General features: G+C 71.1%; 15 protein-coding genes. 5 read left to right on the plus strand and 10 right to left on the minus strand.

Annotated elements, in window-relative coordinates:
- Positions 1-21: 21 nt before the first annotated feature.
- Positions 22-3,012, minus strand: a complete 2,991-nt coding sequence (locus AB0D99_RS28875) for a UPF0182 family protein (RefSeq protein WP_362368528.1) — start codon at positions 3,010-3,012, stop codon at positions 22-24.
- A 135-nt stretch (positions 3,013-3,147) separates the two neighbouring features.
- On the opposite strand from AB0D99_RS28875, the gene AB0D99_RS28880 reads away from it, so the two are divergent.
- Positions 3,148-3,702 carry a PPA1309 family protein gene (locus tag AB0D99_RS28880; protein ID WP_362368531.1) on the plus strand — a complete coding sequence of 185 codons (555 nt, stop codon included), beginning with the start codon at positions 3,148-3,150 and terminating at the stop codon, positions 3,700-3,702.
- A gap of 87 nt (positions 3,703-3,789) precedes the next feature.
- Here the strand turns inward: AB0D99_RS28880 and AB0D99_RS28885 are convergent, their stop codons facing one another.
- From AB0D99_RS28885 to AB0D99_RS28900, 4 genes are all read right to left on the minus strand, one after another.
- A complete protein-coding gene (locus AB0D99_RS28885; RefSeq protein ID WP_362368534.1) occupies positions 3,790-4,878 on the minus strand; it encodes a PDZ domain-containing protein in 1,089 nt (362 codons plus the stop codon).
- A gap of 73 nt (positions 4,879-4,951) precedes the next feature.
- Positions 4,952-5,182: a hypothetical protein gene (locus AB0D99_RS28890; RefSeq protein WP_362368537.1), complete on the minus strand. Its 231-nt coding sequence runs from the start codon at positions 5,180-5,182 to the stop codon at positions 4,952-4,954.
- A gap of 309 nt (positions 5,183-5,491) precedes the next feature.
- Positions 5,492-5,953: a molybdenum cofactor biosynthesis protein MoaE gene (locus tag AB0D99_RS28895; protein WP_362368540.1), complete on the minus strand. Its 462-nt coding sequence runs from the start codon at positions 5,951-5,953 to the stop codon at positions 5,492-5,494.
- A 78-nt stretch (positions 5,954-6,031) separates the two neighbouring features.
- Positions 6,032-7,141 (minus strand): SDR family oxidoreductase, encoded by a 1,110-nt coding sequence (locus tag AB0D99_RS28900; protein WP_362368543.1) that lies wholly within the window; start codon positions 7,139-7,141, stop codon positions 6,032-6,034.
- 190 nt (positions 7,142-7,331) lie between these two features.
- On the opposite strand from AB0D99_RS28900, the gene AB0D99_RS28905 reads away from it, so the two are divergent.
- A complete protein-coding gene (locus AB0D99_RS28905; protein ID WP_362368546.1) occupies positions 7,332-8,771 on the plus strand; it encodes a zinc-dependent metalloprotease in 1,440 nt (479 codons plus the stop codon).
- Positions 8,768-9,307: an NUDIX hydrolase gene (locus AB0D99_RS28910; RefSeq protein ID WP_362368549.1), complete on the plus strand. Its 540-nt coding sequence runs from the start codon at positions 8,768-8,770 to the stop codon at positions 9,305-9,307. The genes AB0D99_RS28905 and AB0D99_RS28910 overlap by 4 nt, the downstream gene beginning before the upstream one ends.
- A gap of 62 nt (positions 9,308-9,369) precedes the next feature.
- Here the strand turns inward: AB0D99_RS28910 and AB0D99_RS28915 are convergent, their stop codons facing one another.
- The 4 genes from AB0D99_RS28915 to AB0D99_RS28930 all read right to left on the minus strand — a co-directional run bounded on the left by AB0D99_RS28915 (position 9,370) and on the right by AB0D99_RS28930 (position 13,114).
- Positions 9,370-10,125, minus strand: a complete 756-nt coding sequence (locus AB0D99_RS28915) for an AIM24 family protein (protein ID WP_362368552.1) — start codon at positions 10,123-10,125, stop codon at positions 9,370-9,372.
- Positions 10,126-10,144: 19 nt separating this feature from the next.
- Positions 10,145-10,825, minus strand: coding sequence for an AIM24 family protein (locus AB0D99_RS28920; protein ID WP_362368555.1), 681 nt, complete (start codon positions 10,823-10,825; stop codon positions 10,145-10,147).
- A 13-nt stretch (positions 10,826-10,838) separates the two neighbouring features.
- Positions 10,839-12,416, minus strand: a complete 1,578-nt coding sequence (locus AB0D99_RS28925; protein WP_362368558.1) for a TerD family protein — start codon at positions 12,414-12,416, stop codon at positions 10,839-10,841.
- Positions 12,417-12,538: 122 nt separating this feature from the next.
- The gene (locus AB0D99_RS28930; RefSeq protein ID WP_362368561.1) at positions 12,539-13,114 is read right to left on the minus strand and encodes a M48 family metallopeptidase; all 576 of its coding nucleotides are present in this window, start codon (positions 13,112-13,114) and stop codon (positions 12,539-12,541) included.
- 209 nt (positions 13,115-13,323) lie between these two features.
- Here AB0D99_RS28930 and AB0D99_RS28935 point away from each other — a divergent pair, with 209 nt between their 5' ends.
- Together AB0D99_RS28935 and AB0D99_RS28940 are read left to right on the plus strand one after the other, a co-directional pair.
- On the plus strand, positions 13,324-14,475 hold the full coding sequence (locus AB0D99_RS28935) for a TOMM precursor leader peptide-binding protein (protein WP_362368564.1): 1,152 nt from the start codon (positions 13,324-13,326) through the stop codon (positions 14,473-14,475).
- 41 nt (positions 14,476-14,516) lie between these two features.
- Positions 14,517-15,860, plus strand: a complete 1,344-nt coding sequence (locus AB0D99_RS28940; protein WP_362368567.1) for an AarF/ABC1/UbiB kinase family protein — start codon at positions 14,517-14,519, stop codon at positions 15,858-15,860.
- Positions 15,861-15,891: 31 nt separating this feature from the next.
- On the opposite strand, the gene AB0D99_RS28945 is transcribed toward AB0D99_RS28940, so the two are convergent.
- Positions 15,892-16,074, minus strand: coding sequence for a hypothetical protein (locus AB0D99_RS28945; protein ID WP_362368570.1), 183 nt, complete (start codon positions 16,072-16,074; stop codon positions 15,892-15,894).
- Positions 16,075-16,217 lie beyond the last annotated feature (143 nt).

Raw genomic sequence — 16,217 nt, forward strand, 5'->3', positions numbered from 1 at the left:
GAGGGAGCCCGACCGGATCGGTCAGCCGCTCGGTGGGGACGATCCGGCCGACGGGCTCGCGCTGCTCGACGGCGTCGCCGCCGGCTTCTGCCCGCCGGGCTTCTGCTCCGCCGGCTTCTGGTCGGCCGGCGTGAGCTTCGCGCCCGCGTCCGCCGCCCGCTGGAGCGCGTCCTGCAGGGCCTCCTGGGCCTTGCCGTAGGCGGTCCAGTCACCCTTCTGCAGGGCGGCCTCACCGTCGTCGTACGCCTTCTGCGCGTCGGCGATGGCCTGCTTCAGCATCGCGTCGTTCGTGCTCGGCGTCGTCGGCGGCTTGGTGCCCGGCTGCTCCGGCTGCTCGGGCGGCGTGGCGCCCTTCACCCCGAAGACGGCGTTCAGCGCCGAGGTGAGGTTGTCCTCGAACACCGTGGTGTCCTTGGTCGTGTCACCGTCCGGCTGGTCCGCGTCCACGTACGACACCGCGACCTTCTTCAGCAGCGGGTAGTGCGCGTTGCGGCCCTGGGCGTACACCGGCTCGACGTAGAGGAAGCCGCCGTCGAGCGGCACCGTCAGCAGGTTGCCGTACTGGATGTCGGAGTCGGCGCCCTTCATGTCGCGGACGAAGGTGGCCACCGACGGGAGGCTGTTGAGCTTGTTCTGCACCTGTTCGGGTCCGGGGACCTCGGAGGTGACTCTCAACAGCCTTATGCGGCCGTAGTCCTTGCTGCCGGCGTCCGCGTCGACCGCCATGAAGCCGCCCAGGTTGGGCCGCCCGTTCGGGGTGAACGTCGTCGTCAGCGAGAACCGCTGCTGCTGGTCCCCGGGCATCTTCATGCTCAGGTAGTACGGCGGCACCGCGTTGCCGTCCTTGTTGGTCGGGTCGTTCGGCACCTGCCAGGCGTCCGAGCCGCTGTAGAACTGCGCCGGGTCCTTGACGTGGTACCGGGTGAGCAGCTCGCGCTGGACCTTGAACATGTCCTGCGGGTACCGCAGGTGCTGCATGAGGTCGGGGCTGATCGACTCACGCGGCTCCACGGTGTCGGGGAACGCCTTCATCCACGTCTTGAGGACCGGGTCTTCCTTGTCCCACTGGTACAGCGTGACCGTGCCGTCGTAGGCGTCGACGGTGGCCTTCACCGAGTTGCGGATGTAGTTGACCTGGTTCTGCTGGGCGACCACCGCGCGCTGCTGGTTGCCGACCGTCAGGGCGTCCGCCGTGGACTCGCCCAGCGTGGTGCGCGAGGCGTACGGGTAGCCGTTCGTGGTCGTGTAGGCGTCGACGATCCACTGGATCTTGCCGCCGACGACCGCCGGGTAGGCGTCGCCGTCGATGGTCAGCCAGGGTGCGACCGCCTCGACGCGCTCCTTGGGCGTGCGGTTGTAGAGGATCCGCGAGCCCTCGCCGATGGCCCCCGAGTAGAGGATCTGCGGCTCGCTGAACGCGACCGCGTAGGCGGCGCGGTTGAAGGTGTTGGAGAGGTTGACCCCGCTCTTCCCCTCGTAGCTGGTGGTCTTCTCGCCGTTGTCCTCGTAGTCCAGCTCCTTCTGCGGACCGCCGACGATCGAGTACTGATCCGTCTTCTCGCCGTAGTAGATCCGCTGCTGGTACGGGCCGAGCATGCCCGTGGTCGGCAGGCCGGCCTCGGTGAAGACCGGGGAGCCGTTGGCGTCCGTCTGCGTGCCCGCGGCCATGATCGCGCCGTAGCCGTGGGTGTACGTGAAGTGGTCGTTGATCCAGTTCCGCTTCGGGATGCCCTTGATGTTGAGCTCACGCAGGCCGACGACGGTGTCCTGGCCCTTGTAGCGGTCGACGTCGAGGGTCGTCGGGAACTGGTAGTACTTCCGCTTCTGCTCCAGCTGCTGGAACGTCGGCGAGACGATGTTCGGGTCGATCAGCCGGTAGCTGGCCGCCGTGTCGGAGTTCGCGCGGAGCTGGTCCTTGGACTTGACCGTGGACTTGCCCGAGTAGTTCTCCGGCTCGGTGCTGTCGATGTCGTACGCCTTGCGCGTGGCATCGATGTTCTTCTGGATGTACGGCGCTTCCTTGGCCTGCTCGTTCGGCTGGACCTGGAACTTCTGCACGATGGCCGGGTACAGGCCGCCGATCAGGATCGCCGACAGGACCATGAGGCCGAAGCCGATCACCGGCAGCTGCCAGGTGCGGCGCCACAGCGTCGCGAAGAACAGCACGGCGCAGATCGCGGCGATGCAGAAGAGGATCGTCTTCGCGGGCAGGTAGGCGTTGGCGTCGACGTACCGCAGACCCGTCCAGTTCCCGGCCGCCTTGAAGTCGCTGGACTTCACGGCGAGGCCGTACCGGTCGAGCCAGTACGCCACGGCCTTCAGGGAGACGAAGACGCCGAGAATCACCGACAGGTGACCCGTGGCGGCGGCGGTGGCACGGGCGCCGGGGCTGGTGACGCGGAGCCCGCCGTACAGGTAGTGCGTCAGCGCGGCGGCGATCAGCGACAGGACGGTGGCGGCGAAGCCGAACGCCAGCAGGAAGCGGTACCAGGGCAGGTCGAAGGCGTAGAACGACACGTCCAGCTGGAACTGCGGGTCCTTCTGGCCGAACGAGACGCCGTTGACCCACATCAGCCAGGTGCGCCACTGGCCGGAGGCCGAGGCGCCGGCGATCAGGCCCACCAGAGCGGTGATCGCGAGGAGCACCCACTTCTTGTAGGGGGCCAGGCCCATCCGGTACCGGTCGAGGCTCTGCTGCTCCAGCGACATCGCGCTCAGCGGCGGCCGCAGCCGGTGCGCCAGCCAGATGTTGAACCCGACGGCGAGCCCCATGAGGAGACCGAAGACGGCGAACAGGCCGATCTTGGTCCACAGGGTGGTGGTGAACACGGACGAGTACGCGACGGAGCGGTACCAGAGCCAGTCCGTCCAGAACCCGGCGAACATGACGAACGCCATGGCCAGGACGGCGAGCACGCCCAGGGTCATGAGCAGCGTGCGGGCCCGCCGGGACGGCCGGCCGACTCTGATCCTTGGCCCGGACGGGCCTCCGCCGCCTCCGCGGTCCGGCATCTGGAAAGCCAACGTGCGCCCCTCGAGGTTGATGCGTCGATAAGCAGGCTCCGCGATCGTAGAGCCCACTCATGCAACTTACTGAGGCTTTACCTAGTTCCCGTCTTCGGGGGCGAACGAGGCAGGATATGGGTCATGTCCAACGTTTCCTCCTCCGGCACCCCCATGGCCGCGAGTCCCCTCACCCGCGCGGTGCTCGAGATCGACGAGTACGCCTCCGGTCTCGGCTGGGACCGCCCGGCCCGGCTCTTCGCCCTCGTCGACACGGCCCGCCTGCGCGCCAAGGAGCCGGGGCTCGCCTCCCAGCTCGGTCTCGCAGGCGCGGAAGCCGCCGCCTTCACCCCCATCGAGCAGGAGGAACTGCCGAAGGGGAAGGCCCTCGACGAGTTCCTCGGCACGATCGCCTGGCCCGACGCCGTCGCCGGCTGCGCCCTGACGGTGGAGCGGCTGATGCTGCCGCCGTCGGCCGAGGCGTCCGTCCCGGACGGCCTGGACCAGGCCGGCCTGGCCAAGTGGGTGGCCCGGCACCCGGACCGGCAGGAGGTCCGGATGACCGTGGCCGTCCTCCGTGACGGAGCCCGCGAGGCGGCGATCCGGCTGCGCGAGAAGGACTCCCCGAACGAGGTGCTCACCGGGCCGGACCTGGTGCCGGGGCTCGCGGACGCCCTGGCGGCGACGTTCGAGGTCTGAGGAGCGCGTGAGGGGGCGCCCCGGCCGGACGGGCCGGGGCGCCCCCTCACGCGCGTCCTGGGACGTCCGGCAGGCGCCGGGGCGCCCCTAGCTCGCGGAGCAGCTCGGCAGGCTCTTCGTGTCGCCCTTGCGGAGCTTCTCCAGCGACTTCGTCGCGTCGTCGATGGTGTCCACCTTGATGAGGGTGAGACCGTCGGGGATGTCGGAGGCGGCGGCCTCGCAGTTGTCGGCCGGGGTGAGGAAGTACTGGGCGCCCGCGTTGCGCGCGCCGACCAGCTTCATCTCGATGCCGCCGATCGGACCGACCTTGCCCTGATCGTCGATGGTGCCGGTGCCGGCGACGAACTTGCCGTCGGTGAGGCTCTCGGGAGTCAGCTTGTCGACGATCCCGAGCGCGAACATCAGGCCGGCGCTGGGGCCGCCGACGTCGGCGAGCTTGATGTCGATGGTGAACGGGAAGACGTGGTCGGTGCCCGCCTGGATGCCGACGATCGCCCGGTCGCCCTCCTGGGACTTGACCGTGGTGATCGTGACCTTCTCGGTGGCGGTGGGCTCCTTGCCGGCCTTCTCGGCCGCGGCCGCCTCCTTGGCGGGGACGATCGTGAACACCACCGGTTCGCCCGGCTCGCGCTTGGTCACCTGCTCGGCGACGTCGCCCGGCTCCTTCACGGCGACGCCGTCGACGGACTTGATGACGTCCCCGGCGTGCAGCTTGCCCTGGGCGGGACTGTCCTTCACGACGGTGGCGACGACGACCCTGGTGGTGACGGGGATCTTCAGCTCGTTGAGGGCGGCGACCTTGGCGCTCTCCTGGGACTGGGAGAACTCCTCGGCGTTCTCCTGGCTCGACTCCTCCTCCGTCTTGCCGTCCGGGTAGAGGGTCTCCTTGGGGACCACGACGTTGTCGTGGGCGAGCCAGCCGTAGACGGCCTCGACCACGTTCATGCGGTAGTCCGCGCTGGTGACGCGGACCGTCGTCATGTTGAGGTGCCCGTCGGTGGGGTACGTCTTGCGACCCGAGATCTGGAGGACGGGCTCCCCGCGGGCCTCGCCGAGCGTGTTGACCGTCGGACCGGGGCTCATCTCCGCGTACGGCACCGGCACCAGGACCCCCACACAGAGCAGGGTGATGAGGACCAGGGTGGAGGCGAGCATCGTCGCGGTGCGGCGTGGCATGGAACGACAGTACGGGACCGGTCTGTGAGTGCACCTGTGGGGCGGTCCGTACGAGGCGGCCGGCGGAGGGGATTCAGCCGGAGACGTGGCTACTGCGTACGGGGGACGGCGAGGTCGCTGAGGTCATCTCGGGGTCGGTACCGGCGACTGCGGCATGGGAACGCTCCATCGCGTCCCGGAACCGCGCGTAGCCGGCGAGCTCGGCCACGTCTCCGATGGTCTTGTTCCGTTGGGCCCAGCTTCCCCATATCGCCGCGCCGACGACTGCGAAAAGCGGAATCAGCAACCAGGCGAGCGCTGCCATCCCGACCTCCCATCCCCAATGAGCGACCGCAATCGGCCGGGACTCGGCCGATCAGCAGACTAACGATCTGCAGCATCAACGCTGCTGCCAGGGGGCCGGTTACGCAAATCGGGGCGTTCGACTACACGATGTCGGCGCGGCGCCTTGCCAACGGCTTCCTCCCCTCGGACCCGGGGCGGGCGCTCAGCAGGAGCCCACCCTCCCCCAGACTCCGTCCGGGGGGACCCCCAGACCCGGGGCAGGCGCTCAGCAGGAGCCCACCCTCCCCCAGACTCCGTCCGGGGGGACCCCCAGACCCGGGGCGGGCGCTCAGCAGGAGCCGACCCACTCCTCGGTGCCGTCGGAGAAGGTCTGGTGCTTCCAGATGGGGACCTCGTGCTTGAGGTCGTCGATCAGCTTGCGGCAGGCGTCGAACGCCTCTCCGCGGTGCGGGCAGGACACCGCGACGACGACCGCGAGGTCACCCACCCGCAGATCGCCCACGCGGTGGACGGCGGCCAGCGCGCGGACCGGGTAGTCGGCGACGACCTTCTCGGCGACCCGGCGCAGCTCGGCCTCGGCGGACGGGTGGCAGGAGTACCCGAGCGCGTCGACGTCCGCGCCGCTGTCGTGGTTGCGCACGGTGCCCACGAAGAGGGTCGTGCCCCCGGCCGCGTCGTCACCGACGGCCCGGAAGACCTCGTCGACGGAGAGCGGGGTGTCACGGATCGCGAGCAGCTTGATCGGGTCGGCTGCGACCTGCTCGCCGGGGTGGTCATGGGTGCGTGCCATGGAGCCATGGTGCCGCACCGCACGGACATCCCGGAATAGAGCATTCGACCGGTGGGACGGACCCTCCCTAGGAGGGTCCTACATCCCGCGGCGCTTCCTCATCTGGCGCACGAGCGCCGCCGTGCCCAGCAGTGCCACCGTCGCACCGGCCGCTCCCGCCGCCGTCGCGTCCTTGCGGCCGAGCCTGCGGCCCGCGACCGTGTGGCGGCCCTCGACCTCCTCCAGGAGCGCGGCGAGCACCTCCTCGTTGGTCCACCGCGGCCGCCAGCCCGCGTCGTGCAGCCGGCCGACGCTGACCACCCACGGGTGCATCGTGTACGCCAGGTCCCCCGCCGGGGAGGGCGTGAGACCGATCCGGTGGAGCCGGGCCGCCGCACCGAGGGCGACCGCGGAGGGCAGCTCCATGCGCCGGATCCCGGAGAGCTCCTCGACCTCCTCCTGCTCCAGCCATCCGTCGCAGCCGACGGCGAACTCGCCGTCGACCTTCTCCAGGGCCGCGTACTCCAGCGCGCTGACCAGGTCGTCGACGTGGCAGAACTGCCAGGTGGGGCGGGAGCCGGCGACGACGAGCAGCCGCGGTGACTCGAAGTAGCGGGTCAGGGCCGTGTCCGTGCCGCCGACCAGGACCGCGGGCCTGACCACGGTGACGTGCAGTCCCGGGTGGGCGCGGGGCGCCCGGCGGCCGAGCCGCTCGATCTCCAGCAGGTCGCCGACGCCGGTCGCCTCGGCGGTCGCCCGCAGCTCGGCGTCCTCGGAGAGCGGGATGTCGTTGTCGGGCAGCGCGCCGTAGACCATCGTGGAGGTGCAGAGCACCACCCGGTGGACCCCCGCCGCCGCGGCGGCGGTGAGGACGGTCTGCGTGCCGCGCACGTTGTACGCCGTTCGGGCGGCCGCGTCCGACTCCAGGTCGAGGTCGACGGCCAGGTGCACGACGACGTCGGCGCCCCGCAGCTTCTCGGCGATCGCCGGGTCGCGGACGTCGAGGATGTGCCACTGCGCCTCGGACACCTCGCCGCGGCGCTCGTCGATGGCGATGACCTGCTTGATCTCCTCGGAGGCGGCGAGGCGCCTGGTCAGCAGGTCACCGACCCCGGAGGCGGCACCCGTGACCGCGACCACGGGGCCGCGCCCCGCGGACCGGGTTGAGATGTTTCGCGCTGCGCGAACCTGAGGATCTGGGGAACTCACCGGGCGTCTCCAGCGGTTGTCTTCAGTACGTGCACGAATGACGCGTACGTACCAGGTGGCGTCCATCCTGCCGCAGGCCACGGCCCGGCGGAGCACCGAGCCCATATCCGGCCCGGATGTCTACGCTGGTGGTGTGTAGCGGGCAGTCGCCGTCGGCAGAGGCCGGCGGCCCTACGAGCCGAGGAAACCTGTGAGTGACACCCCATTCGGATTCGGCCTTCCGCCGGAGGAGCCGGAGAACGGCGACGAGGGCAAGAAGAAGGACCCCGCCGGAGGTGGCCAGGGGTCCGGTGGCCAGGGCGGTGGCAACCCCTTCGGGGCCAATCCGTTCGGTTTCGGCGGCCTGCCCGGCATGGGCGGTCCCGGTGGGGCGGACAATCCGTTCGCCGCGATGTTCGGCTCGTTGAACCCCAACGACCTGGGCGCGGCGTTCCAGCAGCTCGGCCAGATGCTCTCGTACGAGGGCGGCCCCGTGAACTGGGACATGGCGAAGCAGATCGCGCGCCAGGTGGTCGCGCAGGGCACGTCCGACGGCACCAAGGACGCCAGTGTGGGTCCGGCGGAGAAGGCCGCGGTCGAGGAGGCCGTGCGCCTGGCCGACCTGTGGCTGGACGGCGTGACCTCGCTGCCCTCGGGGGCGAACACGTCCGTGGCGTGGAGCCGCGCGGAATGGGTCGAGGCGACGCTGCCGGCCTGGCAGCAGCTGGTGGACCCGGTGGCCGAGCGGGTCGGCGCGGCGATGGGTGACGTGCTGCCCGAGGAGATGCAGGCCATGGCGGGCCCGCTGATCGGCATGATGCGCTCCATGGGCGGCGCGATGTTCGGTCAGCAGATCGGGCAGGCCGTCGGCGCGCTCGCGGGCGAGGTCGTCGGCTCGACCGATGTCGGTCTGCCGCTCGGCCCGGCCGGCAAGGCGGCGCTGCTGCCGCTGAACATCGAGACCTTCGGCAAGGACCTGGGCGTCCCCAAGGACGAGGTGCGGCTGTACCTGGCCCTGCGCGAGGCCGCCCACCAGCGGCTCTTCGCCCATGTGCCGTGGCTGCGCTCGCATCTGTTCGGCGCGGTCGAGGGCTATGCCCGAGGGATCAAGGTCGACACCTCGAAGCTGGAGGAGGCGGTGGGCCAGCTCGACCCGACGCACCCGGAGCAGCTTCAGGAGGCACTCCAACAGGGCATGTTCCAGCCCGAGGACACGCCGGAGCAGAAGGCGGCTCTGGCCCGGCTCGAGACGGCGCTCGCGCTGGTCGAGGGCTGGGTGGACGCGGTGGTCCACGAGGCCGCGAAGTCCCGGCTGACCTCCGCGGACGCGCTGCGCGAGACGCTGCGCAGGCGCCGGGCGAGCGGCGGTCCCGCCGAGCAGACCTTCGCGACGCTGATCGGTCTCGAACTGCGTCCGCGCCGGCTGCGGGACGCCTCGCGGCTGTGGGCCTCGCTCACGGACGCGCGGGGTGTCGACGGCCGCGACGACCTGTGGGAACACCCGGACATGCTGCCGACGGCGTCCGATCTGGACGACCCGGACGGCTTCGTCCACCGCGAGCACCTCGACTTCTCGGAGATCGACAAGATGCTGGGCGAGGCGGCCCGCGGTGACGGCGACGACGAGGGCAAGGACGACAGCGCCAAGTGAGCCTGCACGACGAGGCCGTTCTCGTACTGAAGGCGTACGAGTCGAACGGGGCGCAGGAGGAGTTGCGCCGGACGTATCTGGACCACCTCTCGGCGCACGAGGACGGGATGTGGAAGGCCTGCGAGGCCGGGCATCTGACGGCCAGCGCGCTGGTGGTGGACCCGGAGCGCGGGCGGGTTCTCCTGACGCTGCACAAGAAGCTCGGCATGTGGCTGCAGATGGGCGGCCACTGCGAGCCGGGTGACGCGACGGTGGCCGGGGCGGCGCTGCGGGAGGCGACGGAGGAGTCGGGGATTCCCGGGCTGACGCTGCTTCCCGGCGGCCCCGTGCGGCTCGACCGGCATCCGATCCCGGCGCCGTGTCACTGGCATCTGGACGTGCAGTACGCGGCGCTGGCGCCGGCCGGTGCGGTGGAGGCCATCAGCGAGGAGTCGCTGGACCTGCGCTGGTTCGCGTACGACGAGGTGGCGTCCGTGGCCGACACCTCGGTGGTGCTGCTGCTCGAGGACACCCGCGCCCGCCTGCGGCAGCTCTAGAACACGAGTGAGGGGCGGCCTCCTGGGAGGCCGCCCCTCTCGTGTGCCCGGACGCCGGTGCGTCAGTTCCAGGCGTTGTTCTGGTTCTGCGCGTGCGAACCGTGCTGGCCGGCACCGAACTGGGCGGCGATGCCCTGTCCGATGCCCGCGTTCTGCGGCGGCATGACCTCGCTGGGCTGGACGAGGGCGAAGCCCTGTCCGAGGAAGCTGAGCTCCCAGCCCTCGCCCGTGTCGCCACGGCGGCGGCGGACGCTGGAGTTGTGCGTCTGCGCCTGCATCTGCACCCGCAGCCCGGTGGACCAGGCGACGATCGCGTCCGCGTCGACGTTGACGTACTTGTCCGGGGTGACGTGCATCATCAGCGGCTGGCCGGAGGTCATCAGGGCGACCTTGCCGCGGCCGGAGATGTTCAGCTGGTACTTGCCGGAGCCGGAGATGCCGTACTGGCTGTCCACGGCGATGACCTCGGTGTGCAGGGTCGAGTCCAGCGCCAGGACGTAGGAGCTGTCGACGGTCATGCCCTCCTGCTCGACCTCCACGACGTGGATGTACTGGGCGAGGTTGGCGAAGTAGACCGTGCCCTGGCCGGAGCAGCGCATGAGTTCGAGGCCCTCACCGGTCCGCGCCTGGGCGCGTCGCTGGCTGGGCGTCTTGTACTCGCCGTCGAAGTCGACGAGGCCCTGGTAGGCGACCATGGCGCCCTTGCGGGCGAGGATGTCGTCCGAGCCGTTCAGGGCGACCCGCAGCAGCTGCGGGTTCTGGATGACGTACCGTTCCTGGCTCTGCTGCTCGGCGTAGTTGAAAAGCGGGCTCTGCATGGTGTGTTCTCGCTCCCCCTCAGCCCCGGATCCGCAGGCGGTCGGTGCTGTCCTCGCTCGGCTGTACGACGACGATGCCCTGGCCGGAGAAGGCCATCTGGTACGCCTCGCCGCTGCCCCGTCCGATCAGGGAGGAGGCCTTGAAGCTGCGCTTGCCCTTGACCTTGAGCGCCGGCGACCAGGCGACGAGCGCGTCGGGGTCGACGTACGTCTCGTCGTCGCCCCGGCCGCAGTCGACGACGATCGGCGTGCCGCGCGAGGTCAGGGCGACCCAGCCGGTGCCGGCGATCTCGACGTTGAACAGGCCCTGGCCGGCGAACTTGGCGAGACCCTTGACCTTCTCGACGCCCCACTGGAGGTGGGCGTCGAAGGCCAGCAGGTTGGTGCCGTTGACCGACAGGGAGTCGTTGTTCAGGTTGATCACGACGACGTCCGCGCCGTAGTCGGCGAGGTAGAGCAGGCCGTCGCCGGAGCACTTCATGATGGGCGCGCCCTCGCCGGTGACCCACTGCTGGGCGACCTGGCGGGCGGCGGGCGGGTTGGGCTCGTAGGTGACGAAGCCCTCGTAGGCGACCATCGAGCCGGTGCGCGCGTAGAGGTCCTGGCCGGAGGCCATGGCCACCTTGAGCATCGCGCGGCCGTGGTTCTCCATCCGGGCCGCCATCGGGGTCGGGGCGTAGCCCGCGAGTTGCTGGTTCATTCTTCGGGCTCCCTCAGACCTCGTACGGCTGGACGACGATGAAGTTGCCGGGGGCGCCCCGGAACTGGAGGTTGACGGTCTCCCCGCTGTGTCCCGGGTACGCGTTGCGGCGGAGCCGGACCTGGCTGGAGAGGATCACCTGGGACGCGGACGACCAGGCGACGACCGCGTTGCAGTCGGCGAAGGTGGTCGGCGTGACGGGCAGGACGACCGGGACGCCGTGCGTCTTGACGACGACGGTGCCGGTGCCCTGGAACTGCATGGTGAACAGGGCGCCGCCGGGGATGCCGTGGCCCTCGATCCTCCGTACCTCGTACTGGAGGGACTCGTCGAAGGCGAGCACGTTCTCGGCGGAGACGCAGATCCCGTCGCCCTGGAGCTCGATCGGGTGCAGGTGGGCGCCTTCCTCGGCGAGGAAGACCTGGCCCCGGCCGGTGCAGCGCATCAGCTGCATCTCCTGGCCGGTGGCGTTGCCGATGATGCGGCCGGTGAATCCGGCGCCCTTGTGGCTGAAGTCGACCTTGCCCTGGTACATGACCATGCTGCCCTGGCGGGCGAGGACGGGGTTGCCGCCCATCTGCAGGTCGACCCGCATGAGCTGCTGGTTCTGCGGGGTCCAGCGGGAGCCGGTCGGGGTCTCCTTGAACGGCTGGAGCGCGGCGGCGAGGCCGGCGCCGGTGGCCGGCACGCCCTGCGGGACGCCCTGCGGGACGCCAGGCTGGCCCGGGGGCATGCCGGGAGGCGTGCCGGGCTGCTGGCCGAACTGCGGCTGTCCGTACGGCGCCGGGGCGGGCTGGCCATAGGGCGGGGCCTGGCCGGGGACCTGTCCGAACTGGGGCTGCTGCGGCTGCTGCGGCTGGCCGTACGGGGACGGCGCGGGCGCGGCCGGCGGGGCCATGGGCGCGGCCATGGTGGGGGCCGCGTGCATGGGCTGGACCGGGGCCTGCGGCGCCTGAGCGGGCGCGGGCGCGGCGGGCGCGCCGAACGCCGGCGGGGCCGCGGCCTGCGGCGGCGGGGCGAACCCGGGGGCCGCTCCCTGCGGTGCCTGGGCCGCGGGCTGCTCCTCGGCGACCTCTCCGCCGAAGTTCTTCAGCAGCGCTTCGAGTCCGCCGTCGAAGCCCTGGCCGATGGCGGCGAACCGCCAGACGTCCTTGAGGTAGAAGTCGCCGAGCATCACGGCGCGCTCGGTGGAGAACTCGGCTCCGTCGAACGGGTAGCGGACGACCTCCTCACCGCCCGCCACGATCCGGATGTAGCCGGGGCCGATCTGCGACATCTGGCCGGCACCGTCGATGGTCGCGGTGAACGACAGCTTGTGGATGTTCGCCGGAATGCGGTCCAGCGTGACGCGGAACGACTCGGTGTCACCCGACTGCGCGCCGAGCAGCTGAACGGACTCTTCCGGCGACTTCGGCTGGTTGAAGAAGATGAAGTACCGGTCGTCCGACAACTGCTCGTTGGCGTCGAGGCCGAAACAGCTGATGTCGAAGGTCAGTCCGGGCGCGGAGATCTGCACCCCGACGTACAGATCCGTCCCCGGTGTCAGATCACTGATCTTGGCCTTGTGGCCGCGTTGGAATTCCCTGGCCATGCGTAACGACCGTCCCCCATCCCGAATGTGAATGCGTCGCGCCAGGCTAACGGCTACGCGTGACATTGAGCCAAGCTGGTACGCATTCGGTACAGGATTGACGAGCGGGGCGAGTGGGTGTGCTACTCCTCGCGCGCGGCGGGCAGATGCGGCAGCCGGTCCGCCGCGACCACGCCTTCCAGGTATCCGCGGGCCCGTTCGGTGCGCGGGTACGCCTCCAGGAGCCGCCAGAAGCGGGGGCCGTGGCCCGGCACGAGGAGATGGGCCAGCTCGTGCACGAGGACGTAGTCGACGACGTACTCGGGCATGCCCTGCAGCCGGTGCGAGAGACGGATGCTGCCTTCCGAGGGGGTGCAGGAGCCCCAGCGGGTGTTCTGATTGGTCACCCAGCGCACGGACGTCGGCCGTGCCCGGCCCGAGAAGTACTGCTCGGACAGGCGCTCGGCGCGCTCGGTCAGATCGCTGTCGCCGAGGAGCCGCTTGCTCTCCTGGGCGGCCAGTTTGTCCAGCATGACCGTCACCCAGCGCTGCTCCTCCGCCTCGGACATCCGGGCGGGGATGAGCACGATCGTCCGGTCGCCCTCGCGGTAGGCGGAGACGGTTCTCCTCCGCCGGGAGCTTCTGCGGACCTCGACCGCACTCGTCCCCGAACCGAGGGGCGGATGGCTTGTCACGCTGCGCTGTGGGTCGGCGGGCACGGCCCCGACGTTACCCGCTGTCAGCACGGGAAGTCCCGCCTCCGGACGGTTCGGCCGCGTTCCCGTCACACCGCGCACCATTTGAATGATTAATACCCCGCCCCTGTGGACAACTTTCCGCGTCCGGTTCGACTCCGGGGCAATCTGATGTCGGCCGGGGGAACGGCCGAAGACGAAGAGGAAGTTCGATCAAGATCACGGGGGCGGAAATGCATCCGATGCTGAAACCGGCGCTGCGGCGCGCCTGGCGGAATCTGCAGAGCGTGCAGTTCGGGGCCACTCCCGCGCACGCGGTGGTGCTGGGCCCGGTCGACACGGCCACCGGCAGCCTGCTGGGCCTGCTCGACGGCACTCGCGGCATGGACCGGCTGCGGGGCGAGGCCCGCGCGCTGGGACTGCCGGACGGTGTGCTGGAGCAGCTGCTCGGGCGACTCGCGGAGGCGGGGCTGATCGCGGACGGTTCGGCCGGCCGGCCCGGGAAGGCCGGCGGCGCCACCCCGGCGGACCGCTCGCTCGACCCCCTCCGCGCCGATCTGGCCTCACTCTCCGTGATCAAGCGGGAGCCGGGCGGGGCGTTGCGGACGCTGACCGCCCGGCGCGCCCTGCGCGTCCAGGTCCGGGGCGCGGGGCGGGTCGGCGCGGCCGTCGCCGCCCTGCTCTCGGCGTCCGGAGTGGGCCGGGTGGAGGTGCTGGACTCCGGGTCGGTGGAGCCGTGGGAGGTGTCGCCCGGCGGACTGCCGGCCGAGGCCGTCGGCGAGCGGCGGGCGGTGGCGGCGCGCGGGCTCGTGACGCGGTCGGCCCCGGGCGGCCGCTCACCGCGCGCGGCGCGGGGCGAGCCGGGTGGGAGCGGGGCCGAGCCCGGGCTCTCTCTCGTGGTGGTGACCCCCAGGGACGGCCTCGGCGCCCACCTCCCCGATCCCGTGCCCGCCGAGGGCTGGATCACCACCGGCACTCCCCATCTCTACGCGGGGGTACTGGAGGCCACGGGGGTGGTCGGGCCGCTGGTGCTGCCGGGCGGCACGGCCTGCGCGCGGTGCGTACAGGAGACGCGGACGGACCGGGAGCCGGTGTGGCCCCGGATGCTGGCGCAGTGGCGTTCGGGCGCGCCCCACGCGCTGCCGGCCTGTGATCTGGGGCTCGCGACGGCCGTCGCCGGCTTGGCCGCGGCCCACGCCCTGGCCTTCCTGGACGGCGAGTTGCCCGCCAGCACGGGAGCCCGCCTGACGTGCTCGCTGCCGCTCCTGGAGTGGCGGGTGGAGCGGCTGGGACCGCACCCGACGTGTCCGTGCGGAGCCGCACGTGACGGAGAGGGGGAGCGCGCGTCGGGGGCCTCGACGCCGCACGACACAATGGCGGGGTAACCGCCCTGCGCGGCACGCGAATCTGGGATTTGGAGGGGCTTATGTCTGATCTTCCCCGGAAGGCGGTCACCCGGACCGCCAGGTTGGCCGCGTTGCCCCTGGGCTTCGCGGGGCGGGCGACCTGGGGCCTGGGCAAGCGGATCGGCGGCAAGTCCGCCGAGATCGTCGCCCGCGAACTGCAACAGCGCACGGCCGAGCAGCTGTTCAAGGTGCTCGGGGAACTCAAGGGCGGGGCGATGAAGTTCGGGCAGGCCCTGTCCGTCTTCGAGTCGGCGCTGCCGGAGGAGGTGGCGGGTCCCTACCGGGCGGCGCTCACCAAGCTCCAGGAGGCGGCGCCCCCGATGCCGACGCGCACGGTGCACCAGGTGCTGGAGGAGCGGCTCGGCGAGGAGTGGCGCGAGCTGTTCCTGGAGTTCGAGGACAAGCCCGCCGCGGCGGCCTCCATCGGCCAGGTGCACCGGGCCGTGTGGCACGACGGCCGTGAGGTGGCGGTGAAGGTGCAGTACCCCGGGGCGGGTGAGGCGCTGCTGTCGGATCTGACACAGCTGAGCCGGTTCGCCCGGCTGCTGGGCCCGCTGATCCCCGGCATGGACATCAAGCCGCTCATCACCGAACTGCGCGACCGCGTCTCGGAGGAGCTGGACTACGGTCTGGAGGCCCAGGCCCAGCGGGAGCATGCCGAGGAGTTCGCGGGCGATCCGGATGTGGTGGTGCCTCAGGTCGTGCACCAGAGCGAGCAGGTCCTGGTGACGGAGTGGATCGACGGCATCCCGCTCTCCGAGGTGATCGCGGACGGCACCGAGGAGCAGCGGAACCGGGCCGGCCAGCTGCTGGCGCGCTTCCTCTTCTCCGGCCCGGCCCGCACGGGGCTGTTGCACGCCGATCCGCACCCGGGCAACTTCCGGCTGCTCCCGCCCGCCGATGAGGAGGAGGGGCCGGACGGCTGGCGGCTCGGAGTGCTGGACTTCGGCACCGTGGACCGCCTGCCGGGCGGGCTGCCGGAGACGATCGGCACCTGTCTGCGGCTGACCCTGGAGGGCGACGCGGAGACGGTCTACGAGCTGCTCCGCGAGGAGGGCTTCGTGAAGGAGTCCATCGCCCTCGACCCGGACGCGGTGCTGGAGTACCTGCTGCCGATCATCGAGCCGGCCGAGGCCGAGGTGTTCGGGTTCACCCGGGGATGGGTGAGGACGCAGGCGGGCCGGATCGCCGACCCCCGCTCCCCCGCGCACCAGCTGGGCAAGCAGTTGAACCTGCCGCCGTCCTATCTGCTCATACACCGTGTGACGTTGAGCACCATCGGCGTCCTGTGCCAGCTGAACGCGAAGGTGCGCTTGCGGGACGAGCTGGAGGAGTGGCTTCCGGGCTTCGTCGCGCCCGAGTGAGCGGGGCGGGCAGAGCCCGCCGGGCCGGCCGTCACCACCAGGAGGAGTCGAGCCGGCCCTCGATGGACCGGATGTTCTCGCGGGCGCAGGTCTCGCAGAGGTAGCGGCGGACGCCGTTCTCCACCGAGCAGGTCCATGTCAGTGGAAGCTCCTCGGCGGTCTTGCCGCAGCGGGCGCAGACGAGGGGCTCCTTGACGGGCGGCGAGTCGTTCACCCTCCCGACGATAGTCCGGCGGTGCCCGGGGCGCTCCGCAACGCACCGCGGGGGGGGGGGCGGGGGGGGCCGCCCCCCCGGGGGGTCTGTGGCGGCCGGGGGTACCGCCCGGGGGAGCGCGCGCGGGGGGGCGCCGGAGCGGC

This window comes from Streptomyces sp. NPDC047971, from assembly GCF_040653355.1.
Lineage (GTDB): Bacteria > Actinomycetota > Actinomycetes > Streptomycetales > Streptomycetaceae > Streptomyces.

What these genes read in the sequence shown, in the direction of transcription:
- AB0D99_RS28920 (WP_362368555.1), bottom strand. Translation starts at nt 10,825, where the DNA reads ATGAACCAGCAACTCGCGGGCTACGCCCCGACCCCGATGGCGGCCCGG.
- AB0D99_RS28880 (WP_362368531.1), top strand. Translation starts at nt 3,148, where the DNA reads ATGTCCAACGTTTCCTCCTCCGGCACCCCCATGGCCGCGAGTCCCCTC.
- AB0D99_RS28875 (WP_362368528.1), bottom strand. Translation starts at nt 3,012, where the DNA reads ATGCCGGACCGCGGAGGCGGCGGAGGCCCGTCCGGGCCAAGGATCAGA.
- AB0D99_RS28915 (WP_362368552.1), bottom strand. Translation starts at nt 10,125, where the DNA reads ATGCAGAGCCCGCTTTTCAACTACGCCGAGCAGCAGAGCCAGGAACGG.
- AB0D99_RS28885 (WP_362368534.1), bottom strand. Translation starts at nt 4,878, where the DNA reads ATGCCACGCCGCACCGCGACGATGCTCGCCTCCACCCTGGTCCTCATC.
- AB0D99_RS28935 (WP_362368564.1), top strand. Translation starts at nt 13,324, where the DNA reads ATGCATCCGATGCTGAAACCGGCGCTGCGGCGCGCCTGGCGGAATCTG.
- AB0D99_RS28890 (WP_362368537.1), bottom strand. Translation starts at nt 5,182, where the DNA reads ATGGCAGCGCTCGCCTGGTTGCTGATTCCGCTTTTCGCAGTCGTCGGC.
- AB0D99_RS28940 (WP_362368567.1), top strand. Translation starts at nt 14,517, where the DNA reads ATGTCTGATCTTCCCCGGAAGGCGGTCACCCGGACCGCCAGGTTGGCC.
- AB0D99_RS28895 (WP_362368540.1), bottom strand. Translation starts at nt 5,953, where the DNA reads ATGGCACGCACCCATGACCACCCCGGCGAGCAGGTCGCAGCCGACCCG.
- AB0D99_RS28925 (WP_362368558.1), bottom strand. Translation starts at nt 12,416, where the DNA reads ATGGCCAGGGAATTCCAACGCGGCCACAAGGCCAAGATCAGTGATCTG.